Below are 17078 nucleotides of genomic sequence, written 5' to 3'. Positions count from 1 at the left end.
ATATGGGAGTGGCCCCTTGGCTTTTTACAAGTCTATTGTGAAATGATTTGACAAAAATAATCTTAGTCCGTAAGATACATATAGATTTAATTGGGAAGAGATTTTTAAGAGGAGGAAGAATTTGAAGATATTAATGGAGCTATTTTTAACCTTTAGTCGAGTTGGATTGCTCACCTTTGGTGGAGGTTACGCAATGCTACCCATCCTTCAAAGAGAGGTTGTTGAAACAAAAAAGTGGGTGACAGATGAAGAACTGGTTGACTATTTTGCGATTGGTCAAACAACACCAGGGATTATAGCAGTAAATACTGCAACATTTGTCGGACAGAAACAAAAAGGGACCCTAGGTGGGATTATCGCTACACTTGGTTTGGTTTTTCCTTCGTATATTATCATTTCGATTATTGCTATTTTTATGAAGAACTTTTCAGATTCGCCTATCCTACAACATGCCTTTGCTGGAATACGGGTCAGTGTTTATGTACTTATATTAAATGCTGTTATTAAACTTTGGAAGAATTCAATTGTTGATAAGATCGGCTTATTGATTTTTATTCTCGTTTTCACCCTTTCCGTCTTTACTGGACTATCTCCAGTTCTATTCATTGTTTTGGCTGGGTTTATCGGGGTAATAGCTAAATCACAAGAAGGGAGACGGCAAGGATGATCTATTTACAACTCTATTATGAATTTTTTAAGGCTGGTTTATTTGCTGTGGGTGGTGGATTAGCTACTTTACCATTCTTATATGATATTGCGGATCGAACAGGTTGGTATACATATGAACAACTAGCTGATATGATTGCGATTTCAGAATCAACGCCAGGAGCGATTGGGATCAATATGGCAACATACGTCGGACACTTAAATGGTGGGGCAATTGGTGGGATTGTAGCTACAATCGGTCTAGTTTCACCTTCAATTATTATTATTTTGATTATTGGACGTTTTTTAACTAAATTTAGAGAAAATAATTATGTTGAATCTGTATTCTATGGTCTCAGACCCGCTTCAACTGCACTAATAGCCGCATCAGGTTTCTCTGTTGTATGGCTTGATTTATTTGACCTGTCTCGTTTAGTTGAAGCCAATGATTGGATCGGCTTTATCAATTGGAAGTCTTTAAGCCTGGCAATCATTTTATTTCTAGTTATGCGACACAGATACTTTAAAGACCTGCATCCTGTCTTATTTATTGCTTTATCAGCGTTAATTGGAATTTTATTTAAATTTGGATAACAGGATCAACCTGCTTTTTATCATAAATGATGATTTAATTGAAGATGATAAATTGCGGGTTTTTTAATTTTTTTTCATATCCCGATCTAGTTAGACCTGTACTACTTTTGTCGAAGCTAGATTAAATATCCTTAGTGAGGAGATCTACAGGTAATGATTCCATTCGAATATCCTAACTGTTAGGCAACCCATTCAATGATAAGAGGGAAGCCAGCGGATCTTTGTCAAGATTAACTGCTTGTATCATTTTAATAAAAAAATAAGGGTTGGTATCATGCAAAAGAAACTTCTTTATCAGACAAGATTCATTCACGAGAATCATTCATTTACTTTATACAAGACGAATCAAGGCTTAGCGCTAATAACAACTACAATTGATCAATCAAATCAGTTCCATGTCTCTTGGCTAAAAAAGACATTTACAAACTACCAAATCATTGAGGACGAACAAATGTTCAAATTAGAAATAAAGCAGTTAAAAGAGTATTTTGCAGGACAATTAACAAAATTTACGATCCCAATTGATTTGTACGGAACAACTTTTCAAAAAATAGTTTGGCATGCCTTACAAGATATTCCTTATGGGACTACAATCAGCTATAGTGAACTTGCAGCAGCCATTAACCGTCCAACTGCTGTTAGAGCAGTTAGCCGAGCAATTGGGCAGAACCCATTGCTTATCCTTATTCCTTGCCATCGTGTGATAGGGAAGAATAAAAAATTAACAGGATTTCGGGCAGGTTTACCATTAAAACAAGCATTAATTGATCTGGAATTTAATCATAGATAAAAGAAGAAAGCGATATTATAGTAACTTATCGCTTTCTTCCTTTACGTCGGATTAACTGATTGGAAGATCCCCGTTTCAATCAGTTAGCAGAACCTCGATTGATAAGTAGTTGATCAACAGTTAGAAAAGTCCGAGTGGTAGTAACAAATGTTTTCGGTAGGACGAGTAACCGCAAATGTTTCCGGTGGGACGAGTAAACGTAGTCCCAGATCCGGTCCCAATCAGTGGGGACAGGGGAAGTCAGACTAAATCTAGCAGGTTCTATGGTAAGGTCTGCATAACCTAGATCCTATAGGTTCAGTCCCCACTGGTTGAAGTTTCACTTTATCGCAGGGCAACTGTCAGTAAGATTTCCACCTCAAGAATTCCTAGGAATTTAAGCATTGTAAGTGGGAGATCAACGGACATTCTCCATTTTAAATTTTGTCAGAAATGAAGAAATAGGGTGTTTTAGTAAACGGTCGCTGACTTAACGTTCTACAAGCATCGACAGACCTAATCCACCACCGATGCAAAGACTAGCGATTCCTAACCTATTATTAGTTTTATTCATTTCATGAAGAAGTGTAACAAGAATCCTTGCTCCAGAAGCGCCAATCGGGTGACCAAGCGCAATGCCACCGCCATTAACATTAACTTTAAGCGGATCAATACCTAAATCACGTATCACAGGAATACTTTGAGCAGCGAAGGCTTCATTGATTTCAAATAAGTCAACTTGGTTTATATCAAGCTGAGCTTTATCTATTAATTTTTTGATGGCGTGGTAGGGGCTGTAGCCCATGTAATTGGGATCTATTCCTACTTCTGCATATTGTTTAATCGTTGCTAAATGCTTTATGCCACGGGACTCGGCGATGGATTTTTTCATCAAGATTAGAGCAGCGCCACCATCATTGATTCCAGATGCATTACCAGCTGTTACTGTCCCACCTTCCTTAAATGGTGTACGAAGCTTTGCCAAATCCTTCAAATTAACGTTTTTTCGAATATATTCGTCTTGATCAAATAGGAAGGTCTCACCTGTTTCATTTTCTACAGGGATTGGAACAATTTCATCAATAAAACGACCTGTTGCTTGAGCATGTTCAGCTTTATGTTGAGATTCCATTGCAAACTGATCTTGTTCTTTACGAGAGATATTATATTTTTCAGCTAGGATTTCAGCGGTGATCCCCATATGTTTCTGAGAGAATGCATCAGTTAGACCATCGTTGATCATTGAATCAATCAATTGTTTATCATCAATTGACTGGTTCCATCGATAATCTGAGATCAAATGTGGGGCATTACTCATACTCTCAACACCGCCAACAACAACGATTTCAGCTTGATCTAATTGAATCTGCTGAGCACCAAGAATTACAGCTTTTAAACCAGATCCACATACCTCATTGATTGTCATGGCCGGCACTTCATATGGAACGTTTGAATCTATTAGAATTTGACGAGCAAGATTCTGACCAGTTCCAGATTGTAGGACGTTACCAAAAATACCACTATCGATATCCTGAGGTGTTAAGTTTGCACGTTTAATCGCTTCTTTGACAACATATGTACCTAACATTCGTGCTGTTTGATCCTTTAAAGAACCACCGAATTTACCAATTGGCGTTCGGACAGCACTTACGATTACAACATCTTCCATAAATAAACTCCTTTCTTTTATTTAGAAGTTACTTTTTTCATTTTAACAGATTTTTTAAACTTAATCATTTATTACATATAAAAATAGAGGGTTGTTGAAATTAAAAAAATTAATCATTAGTGAATTCAATTCATTCATGTTAAAGTATTAATTGGGAATATAATATATTTAAACTCATAATAGAATTTACAGTCAACCATTATAAAAAGGAAGTGATCGATTTGAAAATAGGAATTAACAAAATAGGTTTTTATACACCGCATATGTACATAGATACTGAAGATTTAGCTATTGCTCGTGGTGTCGAGCCCGGGAAATTTAAAATCGGAATTGGCCAGGATAAAATGGCAGTCGTTCCAAAAACACAAGATGCCGTTACTTTAGCGGCAAATGCTGCATTGAGTATACTCGATCAAGAGGATATTGACGCAATTGATTATGTGATCTTTGCAACAGAATCAGGGATTGATCATTCAAAAGCGGCTGGAGTCTATGTTCATCAATTACTTGGATTGAATGAATATTGTCGTTCAATCGAAGTGAAACAAGCTTGTTATAGTGGAACAGCTGCTATTCAAATAGCCAAGGGGCATATCGCACTTAACCCAGATAGTAAAGTGCTTGTCCTCAGCTCAGATATTTCACGATATGGATTGAATACTGGTGGCGAGATTACGCAAGGTGCAGGGGCAGTTGCTATGCTTATTACGCGCGATCCGAAAGTCATGGTGATAGAAGATCAAAGCGTTTATAAAACAGAGGATGTGATGGATTTCTGGCGGCCTTTGTATTCTGAAGAAGCATTTGTTCATGGAAAATTATCTGTCATACAATATATCAAGCTATTTCAAGATCTTTTTACCGCCTATAAGGAAAAAAACCAGGTAACTCTTGCAGCATTTGATGGACTTTTATTTCATATGCCTTATACAAAGATGGGCTTGAAAGCATTGAAATCAATCCTTGAGAATGAATCGGAACAGGAACAAGAACGATTAATAAAACAATTTAATATTGGGAAATATTATAATGAAATTGTTGGTAACATTTATACGGGATCCTTATATTTAAATTTAATTTCATTATTAGAACAGGACACGGAACTAAAAGCAGGTGCAAGGCTTGGATTATTTAGCTACGGATCTGGTTCTGTGGGAGAATTTTTCACAGGAATCTTACAAAAAAACTATCGTGATCATTTGTTTACTGAACAACATCAGCAGATGCTCCAAGCTCGTGAAAAGATATCAGTTGAACAATATGAGAAAGTCTTTATGGATACCATTCCAAATGGAATAGGTAATATTGAATTCGACATAAGCAATGACCCAGCACCCATTTGTTTTGCTGGAATCAAAGATCATATGCGCCAATATATAAATAAAGAACAATGATAAGTTCACAAAGCTGTTTGGAAAATACCTAATCAGAAAACCGATTTTGAAAATGACTCAAAATCGGTTTTGCTATTTCATCTTATAATCATGATTTTAAAGTCATCTTATTGATCATCTTCGCGTAATTTAAGCAAGATTTCTCTAGCTGTCTTTAAATTCATATGTTTTTCTCTTCTTAAAGCTCTAGCTACTTTTTGAATCTCATCGCCAGTTGCCCCTGAACTAATGGCCAGTGACTTTGCCTGAAGGGCCATATGACCTTTTTGGATGCCATCTGTGACAAGGGCACGAATAGCAGCGAAATTTTGTGCTAATCCAAGTGAGACAATAATCGACTCTAATTGCTTGGCATCTGGAAAACCAAGGATTTGGTGAGTGAATTTTGCTCCGGGATGAATACTAATTGATCCACCAACTGTTCCAACCGGTAAAGGGAGCGATAGTTCTCCTAATAGATCACCATTATCCGCTTTCGTCCACTTTGATAACGAGCGATATTGGCCAGAACGTGCAGCATATGCATGGGCACCCGCTTCAATTGCTCTTGAATCATTCCCGGTTGCAATCACTAAAGCATCGATTCCATTCATAATCCCTTTATTATTTGTCACTGCTCGGTAAGGATCCGCTATCGCGAATTGACTCGCTTCAATTATTCTATCGCGAACTTCGATACCTGATAATCCATGGCGTGCTAAAATATCAACAGGAATATGACATCTTGCAGTCGCTAAACATTCTGTTGCATAATTTGACAGAATCCCCATGATTGCTTTTCCATCAGTAATGGATTCAAGATAAGGTTTAACAGCTTCAACCATCGTATTAATGATATTTGCACCCATTGCCTCTAAGGTTTTAACATGCAAATGGATAACAAGCAAGGAAGGTGTATCCTGTTCTATGTCCTCGTCGATCCAACGGAGCTTTATATTACAAGCTCCACCACCACGTTTTACAATTGAAGGATGTGCTTCATTTGCAATGGTGATGATTTCTTCTTCCGCTGCTTTGACCGCATCAATGGCTTTAACTTTATCCTTTATATCTTTCAAAGCAATTTGACCAATCATCACACGTTCGCTAACTTCTGTCGTAAATCCACCAGCACGTCGAATCGTTTTTGCCGCAAAACATGCAGCAGCAATAACTGAAGGTTCCTCGGTGGCCATCGGTATAAGGTATTCATTACCATCAATCAAAAAATGGAGTCCTAAACCTAATGGTAAATGATATGTTCCAATTTGATTCTCAATCATGTGATTAGCAACTTCTGCAGGCAAAATGAGGGAATCTTTAAATTCAGCAATCGACTGATCTTCAAGATAGTTTTCAGCTATTAACGCTTCAATCCGTTCATCAATTGTTCGTTGATAAAATCTATCTAATTTACTTTTTCTCATCATTATCCTCCTGATCCATATGTATATATTGATTTAAAATCAATGATATGCCATACATTGTACCACAATCTTTTTTTACAAACCCATTATAGGTATGAAAATAGGTTTTAAGCTCAAAATATTTACAGTATTTAAATGTAGAAGAATGGATGATGAAAGATGAAAGAAAAGAGATTAGATTTATTAGCCCTGGCTTCAATTCCGCTAGTTATGACACTTGGTAACTCGATGTTGATTCCGGTATTACCGATGATTGAAAAAGAATTGGATATATCTGAATTCCAATCTAGTCTAATCATTACGATTTATTCGATCGTCGCAATTTTATTAATACCAATTGCCGGTTACTTGTCTGACAAGTTTGGACGAAAAAAAGTTATTATTCCAAGCTTAATCATTACAGCAATAGGTGGAACGATTGCAGCAGTAGCCTCTTGGTTGATGAATGAGCCTTACTTAATCATTTTGCTCGGTCGTTTTTTGCAAGGAATCGGAGCAGCTGGAGCTTTTCCTGTTGTCATTCCAACGGTGAGTGATATGTATAAGGAAGAGGAGGAGGTAAGTGCTAGTTTAGGGATTATTGAAACGGCGAATACATTTGGTAAAGTATTAAGCCCAATCATTGGTGCCTCACTCGCTTTATTTATATGGTATCTACCATTCGTTTTTGTGCCCATTTTTGCGATCATATCACTTTTACTTGTCATTTTCTTAGTTAAAGTACCCAAACACAAAACAGGCACTAACAGCTCTTTTGCTGACTTTTTAATAGACATAAAAAAAGTATTTAAGCAAAGTGGCCGCTGGTTGATCGCAATCTTTTTAATCGGTGGACTCAATATGTTTGTTTTGTTCGGTTATTTATTTCACTTTTCCAATATGCTTGAAAACCAATATCAAATAAATGGAATGATAAAAGGTTTTATCCTCGCGATTCCTTTGCTGCTACTTTGCGGTGCTTCTTATATCTCTGGTAAGAAAATAGGGGATAATAAAGTTTTGATGAAGTGGTTGATTTTCACAGGTAATATCCTGATTGGGATCCCATTATTGTTTATTAATAAGCACTTGAGTTTGACCATGGTGACAATTATACTATCAATTTCCAGTTTGGGTATCGGTATCTCCTTACCATCATTAGATACCTTAATTACTGAAGGGATAGAGAAGGAAATTCGCGGGACTGTCACATCATTATATAGTAGTATGCGTTTCTTGGGTGTTGCTACAGGGCCTCCGATTGTTGCATTAATGGAGGGTAACATAAGGATACTTTACATGACCTTAGCTATTTTAAGTGGAATAGCTGCAATAACAGCATTGTTTGCTGTAAGACCAGAAGATTAAATGAGGTGAAACTTCAACCAGTTGGGGGACTCCATCACCTACTTACAATGCCTACTTTCCTTTGAATGCTTGAAGGGGGAGTCTTACTGACAGTTACACTACAATAAAGATTATTTAAGCTCAAGGGAGATGTTCTTCGACTACCTCTTTTGAGCTTAATTCTTTATTTATTCCCCCCCTTATCGAGGATAACTTAGAAAGTTGACAGCTCTGTTTAAATTGTTTATCATATATATATGAACATATATTCATATACACATACAATAAACGATTAAATAAAATCTAATCTAACAAAGAGGAGCATTTATAATGGATGATCATTTGCAGAAAACAGACCCAGACCGCCAAAATGGATTGGATGAAGAAACACTGTTTATCGTATCGCAAACCTTTAAAGCACTAAGTGATCCAACAAGAATAAAAATTTTGAATTTATTATTCGAGCGAGAACGATCGGTTAATGGAATTGCTGAAGCCTTAAATATTAAACAGTCTACCGTATCGCACCAATTGCGTTTCCTTAAAAACTTACGTTTAGTAAAATATCGCCGAGAAGGCACAACACTTTATTATTCACACGATGATGATCATGTTATAAATATTTTAAAACAAACAATAGATCATGCGAGCCATCAATAAAGTTTATGATTGTGTTTGAATAAAGCAGAAAGAAGGGTTGGGGTAATTACATGGCTACTATAAAAGAGTTATAAAGGCAACTTTTTTACTGGAAAAGGGCAAGTCAACTAATACTAAATTTAGGTAGGTGCTAGATATGAAATGTACTCATGAACATCAAACACACGATAATCATTCCCACACCCATTGTCATGATCATGGGAAAACTCCTCTTATCTTATATTTTATCGGATTGATCACGGCAATAATTGCGCTATTCTTAAATGAAGAATTTGACTTATTAAAAAATATTTTATTTTCAATTGCTATGATAACCGCGGGCTATCATGTTGTTGTTCTAGAGGGGATTGGAGAAACAATTGAAAATACTAAAAGAAGAAAATTCTTCACACCAAATTCCCATATACTCATGGGATTAGCTGCACTTGGCGCTTCAATTTTAGGCAATTTTTGGGAAGGTGCATTATTAATATTTATTTTCTCAGGTGCACATTTCCTTGAAGAATTTGCAGAAGGTAAGAGTAAAAAAGAAATCACTAAGTTACTTGAAATGAATCCAACATCAGCAAGACTCGTCACATCAGATGGGGAGATAAAGCACATTGATGTCAGTGATTTAAAAGTAGGTGATACTGTACAAGTGCTAAATGGGGATCAAGTTCCCATCGACGGGAAAATCATTTCGGGAACAACTTCTATTGATGAGTCTTCGATCAATGGTGAAAGTATACCTAAAGAGAAATTCGAAGGCGATCATGTTTACGGAAGTACCATCAATGGAACAGGAACATTTACGATGGAAGTGACAAAGGAAAATGAAGATACCGTCTTCGCAAAAATATTAAAACTTGTCAGTCAAAATCAAGACAATCAAACGAAAGTGGCCGGTATAATCGAGAAATATGAACCTCGATATGTCAATTTAATCTTAGTTCTAGTTCCACTTATGATTTTAATAGGAGTGACCGTATTTAATTGGCCGTGGACTCAGAGCTTCTACAGAGGACTAGTACTATTAGTTGCCGCTTCACCATGCGCATTAGCAGCAGCAACAGTATCAGTCACCTTATCTGCAACATCTAATCTAGCAAAAAAAGGGATATTATCTAAGGGGAGTGCTTATTTATCTCAATTAGCTTCTATTGAATCAATTGCTTTTGATAAAACTGGTACATTGACAAAAGGTGAGCCAGAAGTAACTCACTATCACTTTTCAGATTCAGTTCATGAAGAAGAAATAATTGATATTATAGTTGCACTTGAAAAGCAATCAAACCATCCGTTAGCAGCGGCGATTTTAGATAAATTTAAAGCAAAAAATCAACTAGATATAGAAGTCAATAATCAAGTTGGTCAAGGTTTGACTGGTGACTATAATGGAGATCATTATCGAATTGGAAAACCATCATCATTCGAAAAAGTGGACAATGAGTATCAAGAATTAAACCAGAAATTATCTATCGAAGGAAAAACAGTTGTCTATGTTGCGAAAAATGAGCAGGTAATCGGTTTAATTGCTTTAATGGACCTTCCAAAAGAACATGCCGAAGCAACGATTAATTACTTTAAACAATTAGGCGTTCACACAACTTTAATTACAGGTGATTCAGAATTAACAGGGAAGGTAGTTGCTGAACAGTTAGGAATAGATGAGGTAATTGCTAATGTGATGCCAGAAGATAAATCACAAATTATTGATCAGCAGAAAGAAAAGTATGGCATCACAGCCATGGTTGGAGATGGTGTTAACGATGCACCAGCACTTGTTAATGCAGATGTAGGCATCGCCATGGGAGATGGTACCGACGTAGCAGTAGAAGTGTCAGACCTTGTTTTAATGGAAAATGATTTGTCAAAATTGATGTACTCACATACAGTTTCCTCAAAGATGAACAAGGTAATCTGGCAAAATATTATTTTCGCTATGGTCATTGTTTGTTGTTTAGTCCTTGTTAGTTTTTTAGGTTTGACAGATATGGCAATCAGTGTCATTATTCATGAAGGAAGCACCCTAGTCGTTATACTGAATGGTCTGCGACTTTTAATGAGTAAATAAATCCTAATTGTTATGATACGCTCCGTTTATTATTAAAGGGAAAGTAAATTCTCTTTAATTATAAATGGGGCGTTTTTTAATGCAATATATCTACTTTCTAACAGAAGTCTTCACCTTCATATTTTTTTAGAAATTAAGTGGTGGGTTGATTAATATGTTATTCATCCAAGTAAATAGGGAATAGTAAGTATAAGGAAAAATATTTTCTAATGTATGAAATAACGATCCATAGGAGGTTCTATTAATGGTACATGAACATGATCATCAGCATAATCCTGATGATCACGATAATAGCCATCATCATCACCATGAGCACAATGAGCACAATGAAGGACATGGGCATCACGGAGACTTCAAAAAAATCTTTTTAATTTCATTACCATTTGCGCTTTTTATTATAGTATTTTGGCCAATGATGGGGATAGAATTTCCATTTACACTTTCATTTCAAGGATCAAATTGGCTTGTTTTAGCAGCGGCTACTTTTCTATACTTTTATGGGGGTAAGCCATTCTTAACACATGCAGTACATGAACTAAAGAATAAACAACCTGCAATGATGACATTAGTCTCATTAGGTATCTCTGTTGCTTATTTCTATAGCCTATATGCCTTTTTTATTAATTATTTTAGTTCATCACAAGAAGAATTGATGGATTTCTTTTGGGAACTCGCAACCCTGATTATCATAATGTTGTTGGGGCATTGGATTGAAAATAATGCTGTAGGCGAAGCAAACAACGCACTAAAGAAAATGGCAGAACTCTTGCCAAAGGAAGCGACTCGGGTAAATAAAGATGGGAGTACAGAAGTCGTTCAATTGACTGACATAACGGAAGACGATGTGATACGCGTTTCAGCTGGAGATCATATTCCGGCAGATGGAGTCATTATTTCTGGCCATACTTCCGTAGATGAGTCACTAGTAACCGGTGAATCTAAACAGGTAGATAAATCTGTTGATGATCAAGTGATTGGTGGGTCAGTTAATGGATCTGGAACGATAAAAGTAAAAGTTACCGCTACAGGGAAATCGGGTTACCTATCTCAAGTTATGGATCTCGTTAGTGAAGCACAACGAGATCAGTCTAGGGCTGAATTGCTCTCGGATAAGGTAGCGGGCTGGTTATTTTACTTTGCCTTAATAGCTGGGATTATTTCCTTCATTATCTGGTATTTATTTTTCACAGGTATTAATGATGCATTAATCCGTTTTGTTTCAGTATTAGTTATTGCTTGTCCACATGCATTAGGTCTTGCCATTCCACTTGTAACAGCGCGTTCGACAAGTTTAGGGGCGCAAAACGGTCTGATCATCAAGAATAGAGAAGTTATGGAGATTGCTCAGCATATCGATATTTTATTAATGGATAAAACAGGAACATTAACAGAAGGAAATTTTGCCGTCAACCATTTCCAATCATTTACCGATCGGTTTTCTAATGATGAGGTTTTAGGATTGATGGCTTCAATAGAAGAGAGCTCCACACATCCACTAGCACTGGGAATCTTAAACAAAGTAAAAGAATTATCGATCTCTTATCCAAAAGCAGATGAGGTCAATAACTTACCTGGTATTGGATTAGAAGCTGTTGTTGATGGATATCACATGAAAATAACAAATGCCTCATATTTAGACAAACATAATATCCCTTATGAAAAAAGGTTATTTGATGAATTAGCAAGCGAAGGTAATTCTATTAGTTTCCTAATCATTGATGGGGAAAATGTAGGACTGGTTGCGCAAGGTGATCAAATCAAACCAAATTCTAAACAATTAATTGATGAATTAAAAGCTCGTAACATTGAACCTGTAATGGTGACCGGTGATAATCGCCAAGTTGCTGAGGGTGTTGCTAAAGAACTTGGGATTAAGACCAGCCATTCGGAAAAGATGCCTGAAGATAAAGAGCAGATTGTCAGGGAATACCAAGACCAAGGGAAAAAAGTTATGATGGTCGGTGATGGAATTAACGATGCACCTAGTCTTGTTCGCTCAGATATTGGTATAGCGATTGGAGCTGGAACTGATGTGGCTATTGAATCTGCTGATGTCATCTTAGTTAAAAGTGACCCGGCAGATATTATGCATTTTCTAACACTTTCAGAAAATACAATGCGGAAACAAATTCAGAATTTGTGGTGGGGAGCAGGCTACAATATTATTGCCATCCCACTAGCAGCAGGTGTGTTAGCGCCATGGGGTGTACTATTCCCGCCAACAATTGCTGGAATCATAATGTCGATTAGTACAATTATTGTTGCTCTAAATGCCATCAATCTTAAATTAGATTAAATGCAAGTAAAGTGCCTCTCACCTAGTGAAGGGCACTTTATTTGTATTATTAAAAGCATTGAAAGGATTGAATTTGGTTTAAATCTATTCCAAAATAAACCCACCTAAAACCCGTCCACCTAAATCCCGCAATTGATGTTCGACCAACAAAGGTTGGATAAAACCAAAAAGCATCTCTTCTTAACCAAATATAGGTGAATCTAAATAAACAGCCTCGGATGCCTCCCGGGTCAATCGCCAAGGTTTGGAACTGCTGTTGTTCTGGTATAAAACTTGGGGGTGGGGTTGTTGGTGGGCCACTTTGTTGTCCACTACCTCCACCGGGAAAAATACCAGGGCTACCAGGGAAGATGGCTGGTCCACTACCTGCCCCGGGGCCTAAAAGTTGACCAAACCAATATCCTGGAAAATTAAATTGTCTTTCATCTATGTCCGACTGATATGGAAAAACTTGATTAGGATCGTCATTATAGTTCATTCAGTTTTCCTCCTTATAACTGATAAAAACGCCTTAATTTACTATATGGGGAATGCGTCTAATATGAGATTGATTTTAAAAGATTGGGCGACCCGTAATTTTCTTGATTGCTTCTGAGGGAATTTTCACTTCATTTTTGTCTGGGATTAAGTAATGGATAGGTCAAATAGTATAAACAAATGATAGATAGGAAACCCTAACGATATGAAGTGTGAATTAGGAGGATTGACTGACCATGACTGATAATAATCGTACAAAAGAGAAACTCCCTGACTACACAACATCCTATTGGACAAAGTCTATAACATTACCTGAATTTCCAAAGTTAGAAAAGGATATCCATGTTGATGCAGTTATTGTTGGTGGTGGAATTACTGGAATAACAGCTGCCTATCTTTTAGCAAATAAGGGTTTAAAAGTCGCTCTATTAGAGGCGGACAAATTACTAAATGGCACTAGTGGACATACAACCGCAAAGATTACTGCCCAACATCATCTAATTTATGATGAATTAATAACAAATATGGGTAAAAGTAAAGCAAGATTGTATTATGAAGCCAATATGACAGCAATGAACTTTATTATTAAAACAATTGATCAGCTTCAAATCGAGTGTGATTTTAGTAAACAAGATGCATGGCTATATGCAACAACTGAAGACTATGCCATAAAACTTGAACAAGAAGCTAAAGCATATGAGGCATTAGGGATTAAAAGTAGCCTTGTTGATGAGATCCCACTTGATATCAAAGTAAAAAATGCTTTGATTATGAAAAACCAAGCACAGTTCCATCCACTTAAATATCTGACAACTTTAGTTAACCAGATCATAAAAGAAGGGGGACAAATTTTTGAACAGACAACTGCGGTTGATGTTGAAACAAGAAATCAACCAACCGTATTTACTCGTGGGGATTTTCATGTCACAGCTGACTATATCCTTGCTTGTACACATTTTCCCTTTTACGAAGGACTTGGTCTCTATTCAACAAGAATGAAGGCTGATCGTTCTTATATTATTGCAGCAAAGACAAACAGTAAATTCCCTGGAGGAATGTATATTAGTGCAGACCAACCTACACGTTCCTTAAGATCAGTTATGATTAATGGTGAAGAAATGGTCTTGATTGGTGGAGAGAGTCACAAAACTGGGCAAGGAATTGATACGAGCAAGCATTATCAAGCACTAGAGGTTTTTGGTGAACATGTTTTAGGACTTGAAGCGGTTTATTATAAATGGTCAGCGCAGGACTTGACGACTCTTGATAAAGTTCCATATGTCGGAAAAATAACATCAGGTCAAGAAAAGATTTTAATTGCAAGTGGCTATAGAAAATGGGGCATGTCTAATGGAACGGCAGCTGCACTTTTGTTAACTGATATTGTCTTGGGCAGGAAAAATAACCTTGCGGACTTGTATACACCTTCAAGATTTTATGCTAGACCAAGTTTAAAAAACTTTTTAATTGAAAATGCAAATGTAGCGGAACACTTAATTAAGGGAAAACTCCAATTATGTAATAAAGACCCTAATACTTTAGCCAATGATGAAGGAAGTGTTTTTAGCATTAAAGGAGAACGTAAGGGAGCCTATAAAGATAAGAATGGAAAACTCCATATCGTAGACACAACCTGTACCCATATTGGCTGTGAAGTAGAATGGAATAGTGGTGAAAGAAGTTGGGATTGCCCTTGTCATGGTTCCAGATTTTCATATACGGGTGAGGTGTTAGAAGGTCCAGCAGAAAAGCCGCTACAAAAATATGATTATAAAATGATCGACAATTTAATATCCGATGATTCTGGTTATTAATATTAAAAAATAAAATAAATTATCATTCAATGCGTTTTTTATCTCATCCAAAAAAACTTATTTGATTAAATAAACAATTATTATACGATAAAAAACGAATAGTTGTCAATGACCAATTTGCAACTTTTTAGAATATATCTCATCTTTGACAGTTAAAACCACAAGAATGCTTATATACTAAGTCTTCTTGTGGTTTTTTTAATGTCTAAAAGTGAGTACTATTTATGTTTTACAACCTGTTTTAAAATTTTTTTCATTTTTTGTAGGCTAACTATCTCAGTATCCGTTCGAAAGCCGAAAACATCATGTAACTTATCAGTTAAATCAGTTCTTGTGTAAATAGGTATATACCCTTCATTGGTAGCCTCAAGTACTTTCATATCTCGTAATGTTTGAATGATTTCACAACACGTAGCTGATCCATCAATTTTTTTCTCAATTATACGGTAGCATAATAATGACAGAAAACACACAAGAAAGTGTGCTTTGATACGCTCATCTTTTTGAAGAAAAACTGGACGTGATCGCATTTCACTTTTTAGAATTCGGAAAGATTCTTCTATCTCCCAGCGTTGTTGATTAATTTTAACAATTTCCTCTGGTGTACTTTCTAAATTTGTACATACGCCATAAAAGCCATCATAAATTGCTTCTTCATTGACACGTTCACAATCGATTGAATGACTGCTTTTTTTAGCAATTTCACCATCATCTGTGACATGAGTGGATTGAATAAAACGGTCTGGATCATTTGCACGGTGTTTATCGATACTAGAAGGGTTGTCGACTTTCTTTTGTGCCCGTTCTATCTGTCTTTCGCGAATTTTAGTCTGATAGCGTTTGTGCTTTGGAGAAAAAGTCACAATAAGTTTCTGTTCCAGGCCATTTTCATGTATCCAACGCTCCTTGTAATACACATGAGAGTCATTTTTAAGGTCAAGATTATTTAGATTAATCGATTCTCTCTTCTTTTTAGTGGTCGCATGAGTTGAATCAGCGATATACCAGCCAGAAGGATCCAGAGCCCACTCTTTCAAATGTTTTTTTAATTTCTTGATGGACTGTGTGGTGACAAAGGCTCGATCGCTTATTGAATTATAAAGTCGGTTTTCATAGGAAGATAGTCCAGCATCCGTGCAGACTACAAATTTAGAGAGTTGGAACTCCTTTAAAATACGCTTTTCAAGTGGCTTCAACGTCGGTTGTTCATTTTGATTCCCAGGATGAATAACAAAGGCAAGAGGAAGCCCACTCCCGTCCATGAACAGCCCCATTTGTACAATAGGGTTTGGTCGATTCTCCTTTGACATGCCATATTGTTTCAAGCCATCAGCTTCCTCTATTTCGAAATAGAAATTCGTGCAGTCATAGTATAGAAGTTCCGTTTCGCGTCCAACAATTGCCGTGCTATTTTTATAGACTGCTTTTTCAATAAAATCAGATTCTTCAGCTAAAATATCTAATGCACGATACATTTGATGATTTTCGATTGAGTGTGACTCCAAAAGATCATCTGCCCTTTCCAACGTTCCTTTTTTAGAAGTTGGATGAAGAATCCGCATATAGATTAGCAGGGATAGAATTTTATTAAGATCGTATTGAAAGTTATGCCGATCTGAGATTTCCTTACAAATGATGTCTAACTTTAATTGGTGATAAATTGATTTTAGGAAGAGGTACCCAACATTAAATGACCGTCTTTTTTCTTTGGATATTGGTTTATTGGGATTGTATTTAATCAAGATCGTTTCTGATTTCTTTTTCTGTTCTTCCGTTAACTTTTTAGCATATTCACGCGCCCATTCCTCGGGATCAACACCTGGATGTTTTCTACGAATTTGTTCTTCATTCCCCAACGCTTCAACGACTTTGGTTGTAGATTTTCCATGGATGTCCCTAACGTTTTCAATAATCGAATAGGAAACAGAATTCTTGGACACACTTTTTTTAATCCGCATAGAAATCCCTCAAA

13 protein-coding genes are annotated in these 17078 nt (G+C 36.5%); 9 read left to right on the top strand and 4 right to left on the bottom strand.

Features of this window, described 5'->3' with window-relative positions:
* The first annotated feature begins 121 nt into the window (after positions 1 to 121).
* The 3 genes from KQI76_RS03115 to KQI76_RS11945 all read left to right on the top strand — a co-directional run bounded on the left by KQI76_RS03115 (position 122) and on the right by KQI76_RS11945 (position 2029).
* On the top strand, positions 122 to 667 hold the full coding sequence (locus KQI76_RS03115; protein WP_253288780.1) for a chromate transporter: 546 nt from the start codon (positions 122 to 124) through the stop codon (positions 665 to 667).
* Positions 664 to 1239, top strand: coding sequence for a chromate transporter (locus tag KQI76_RS03110; RefSeq protein WP_216398846.1), 576 nt, complete (start codon positions 664 to 666; stop codon positions 1237 to 1239). The genes KQI76_RS03115 and KQI76_RS03110 overlap by 4 nt, the downstream gene beginning before the upstream one ends.
* Before the next feature lie 274 nt (positions 1240 to 1513).
* A complete protein-coding gene (locus KQI76_RS11945; protein WP_216398845.1) occupies positions 1514 to 2029 on the top strand; it encodes a methylated-DNA--[protein]-cysteine S-methyltransferase in 516 nt (171 codons plus the stop codon).
* 469 nt (positions 2030 to 2498) lie between these two features.
* Here KQI76_RS11945 and KQI76_RS03100 read toward each other — a convergent pair whose 3' ends face one another.
* The gene (locus KQI76_RS03100) at positions 2499 to 3677 is read right to left on the bottom strand and encodes an acetyl-CoA C-acetyltransferase (RefSeq protein WP_216398844.1); all 1179 of its coding nucleotides are present in this window, start codon (positions 3675 to 3677) and stop codon (positions 2499 to 2501) included.
* Positions 3678 to 3898: 221 nt separating this feature from the next.
* Here KQI76_RS03100 and KQI76_RS03095 point away from each other — a divergent pair, with 221 nt between their 5' ends.
* A complete protein-coding gene (locus tag KQI76_RS03095) occupies positions 3899 to 5071 on the top strand; it encodes a hydroxymethylglutaryl-CoA synthase (protein ID WP_216398843.1) in 1173 nt (390 codons plus the stop codon).
* A gap of 107 nt (positions 5072 to 5178) precedes the next feature.
* Here the strand turns inward: KQI76_RS03095 and KQI76_RS03090 are convergent, their stop codons facing one another.
* The gene (locus KQI76_RS03090) at positions 5179 to 6477 is read right to left on the bottom strand and encodes a hydroxymethylglutaryl-CoA reductase, degradative (RefSeq protein ID WP_216398842.1); all 1299 of its coding nucleotides are present in this window, start codon (positions 6475 to 6477) and stop codon (positions 5179 to 5181) included.
* A gap of 159 nt (positions 6478 to 6636) precedes the next feature.
* On the opposite strand from KQI76_RS03090, the gene bcbE reads away from it, so the two are divergent.
* From bcbE to KQI76_RS03070, 4 genes are all read left to right on the top strand, one after another.
* Positions 6637 to 7824, top strand: a complete 1188-nt coding sequence (bcbE, locus tag KQI76_RS03085; protein ID WP_216398841.1) for a bacillibactin exporter BcbE — start codon at positions 6637 to 6639, stop codon at positions 7822 to 7824.
* A 309-nt stretch (positions 7825 to 8133) separates the two neighbouring features.
* Positions 8134 to 8463 carry an ArsR/SmtB family transcription factor gene (locus tag KQI76_RS03080; protein ID WP_216398840.1) on the top strand — a complete coding sequence of 110 codons (330 nt, stop codon included), beginning with the start codon at positions 8134 to 8136 and terminating at the stop codon, positions 8461 to 8463.
* 136 nt (positions 8464 to 8599) lie between these two features.
* The gene (locus KQI76_RS03075; RefSeq protein ID WP_216398839.1) at positions 8600 to 10519 is read left to right on the top strand and encodes a heavy metal translocating P-type ATPase; all 1920 of its coding nucleotides are present in this window, start codon (positions 8600 to 8602) and stop codon (positions 10517 to 10519) included.
* A 244-nt stretch (positions 10520 to 10763) separates the two neighbouring features.
* Complete coding sequence (locus tag KQI76_RS03070) at positions 10764 to 12815, top strand: heavy metal translocating P-type ATPase (RefSeq protein WP_216398838.1); 2052 nt, start codon at positions 10764 to 10766, stop codon at positions 12813 to 12815.
* A 49-nt stretch (positions 12816 to 12864) separates the two neighbouring features.
* On the opposite strand, the gene KQI76_RS03065 is transcribed toward KQI76_RS03070, so the two are convergent.
* A complete protein-coding gene (locus KQI76_RS03065) occupies positions 12865 to 13293 on the bottom strand; it encodes a hypothetical protein (RefSeq protein ID WP_216398837.1) in 429 nt (142 codons plus the stop codon).
* A 235-nt stretch (positions 13294 to 13528) separates the two neighbouring features.
* Here KQI76_RS03065 and KQI76_RS03060 point away from each other — a divergent pair, with 235 nt between their 5' ends.
* Positions 13529 to 15106, top strand: coding sequence for an FAD-dependent oxidoreductase (locus tag KQI76_RS03060; protein ID WP_216398836.1), 1578 nt, complete (start codon positions 13529 to 13531; stop codon positions 15104 to 15106).
* A gap of 218 nt (positions 15107 to 15324) precedes the next feature.
* On the opposite strand, the gene KQI76_RS03055 is transcribed toward KQI76_RS03060, so the two are convergent.
* Positions 15325 to 17064: an IS1634 family transposase gene (locus KQI76_RS03055; protein ID WP_216398835.1), complete on the bottom strand. Its 1740-nt coding sequence runs from the start codon at positions 17062 to 17064 to the stop codon at positions 15325 to 15327.
* Positions 17065 to 17078 lie beyond the last annotated feature (14 nt).

The sequence above is a fragment of the Amphibacillus sp. MSJ-3 genome (assembly GCF_018919165.1).
In the GTDB taxonomy this organism is placed as follows: domain Bacteria; phylum Bacillota; class Bacilli; order Bacillales; family Amphibacillaceae; genus Amphibacillus.
This window is presented reverse-complemented; position numbering and strand designations above follow the sequence as displayed.

Coding starts and splice junctions, on each gene's coding strand:
- KQI76_RS03110 (WP_216398846.1), top strand. CDS start 664: ATGATCTATTTACAACTCTATTATGAATTTTTTAAGGCTGGTTTATTT.
- KQI76_RS11945 (WP_216398845.1), top strand. CDS start 1,514: ATGCAAAAGAAACTTCTTTATCAGACAAGATTCATTCACGAGAATCAT.
- KQI76_RS03100 (WP_216398844.1), bottom strand. CDS start 3,677: ATGGAAGATGTTGTAATCGTAAGTGCTGTCCGAACGCCAATTGGTAAA.
- KQI76_RS03090 (WP_216398842.1), bottom strand. CDS start 6,477: ATGAGAAAAAGTAAATTAGATAGATTTTATCAACGAACAATTGATGAA.
- bcbE (WP_216398841.1), top strand. CDS start 6,637: ATGAAAGAAAAGAGATTAGATTTATTAGCCCTGGCTTCAATTCCGCTA.
- KQI76_RS03080 (WP_216398840.1), top strand. CDS start 8,134: ATGGATGATCATTTGCAGAAAACAGACCCAGACCGCCAAAATGGATTG.
- KQI76_RS03075 (WP_216398839.1), top strand. CDS start 8,600: ATGAAATGTACTCATGAACATCAAACACACGATAATCATTCCCACACC.
- KQI76_RS03070 (WP_216398838.1), top strand. CDS start 10,764: ATGGTACATGAACATGATCATCAGCATAATCCTGATGATCACGATAAT.
- KQI76_RS03065 (WP_216398837.1), bottom strand. CDS start 13,293: ATGAACTATAATGACGATCCTAATCAAGTTTTTCCATATCAGTCGGAC.
- KQI76_RS03060 (WP_216398836.1), top strand. CDS start 13,529: ATGACTGATAATAATCGTACAAAAGAGAAACTCCCTGACTACACAACA.
- KQI76_RS03055 (WP_216398835.1), bottom strand. CDS start 17,064: ATGCGGATTAAAAAAAGTGTGTCCAAGAATTCTGTTTCCTATTCGATT.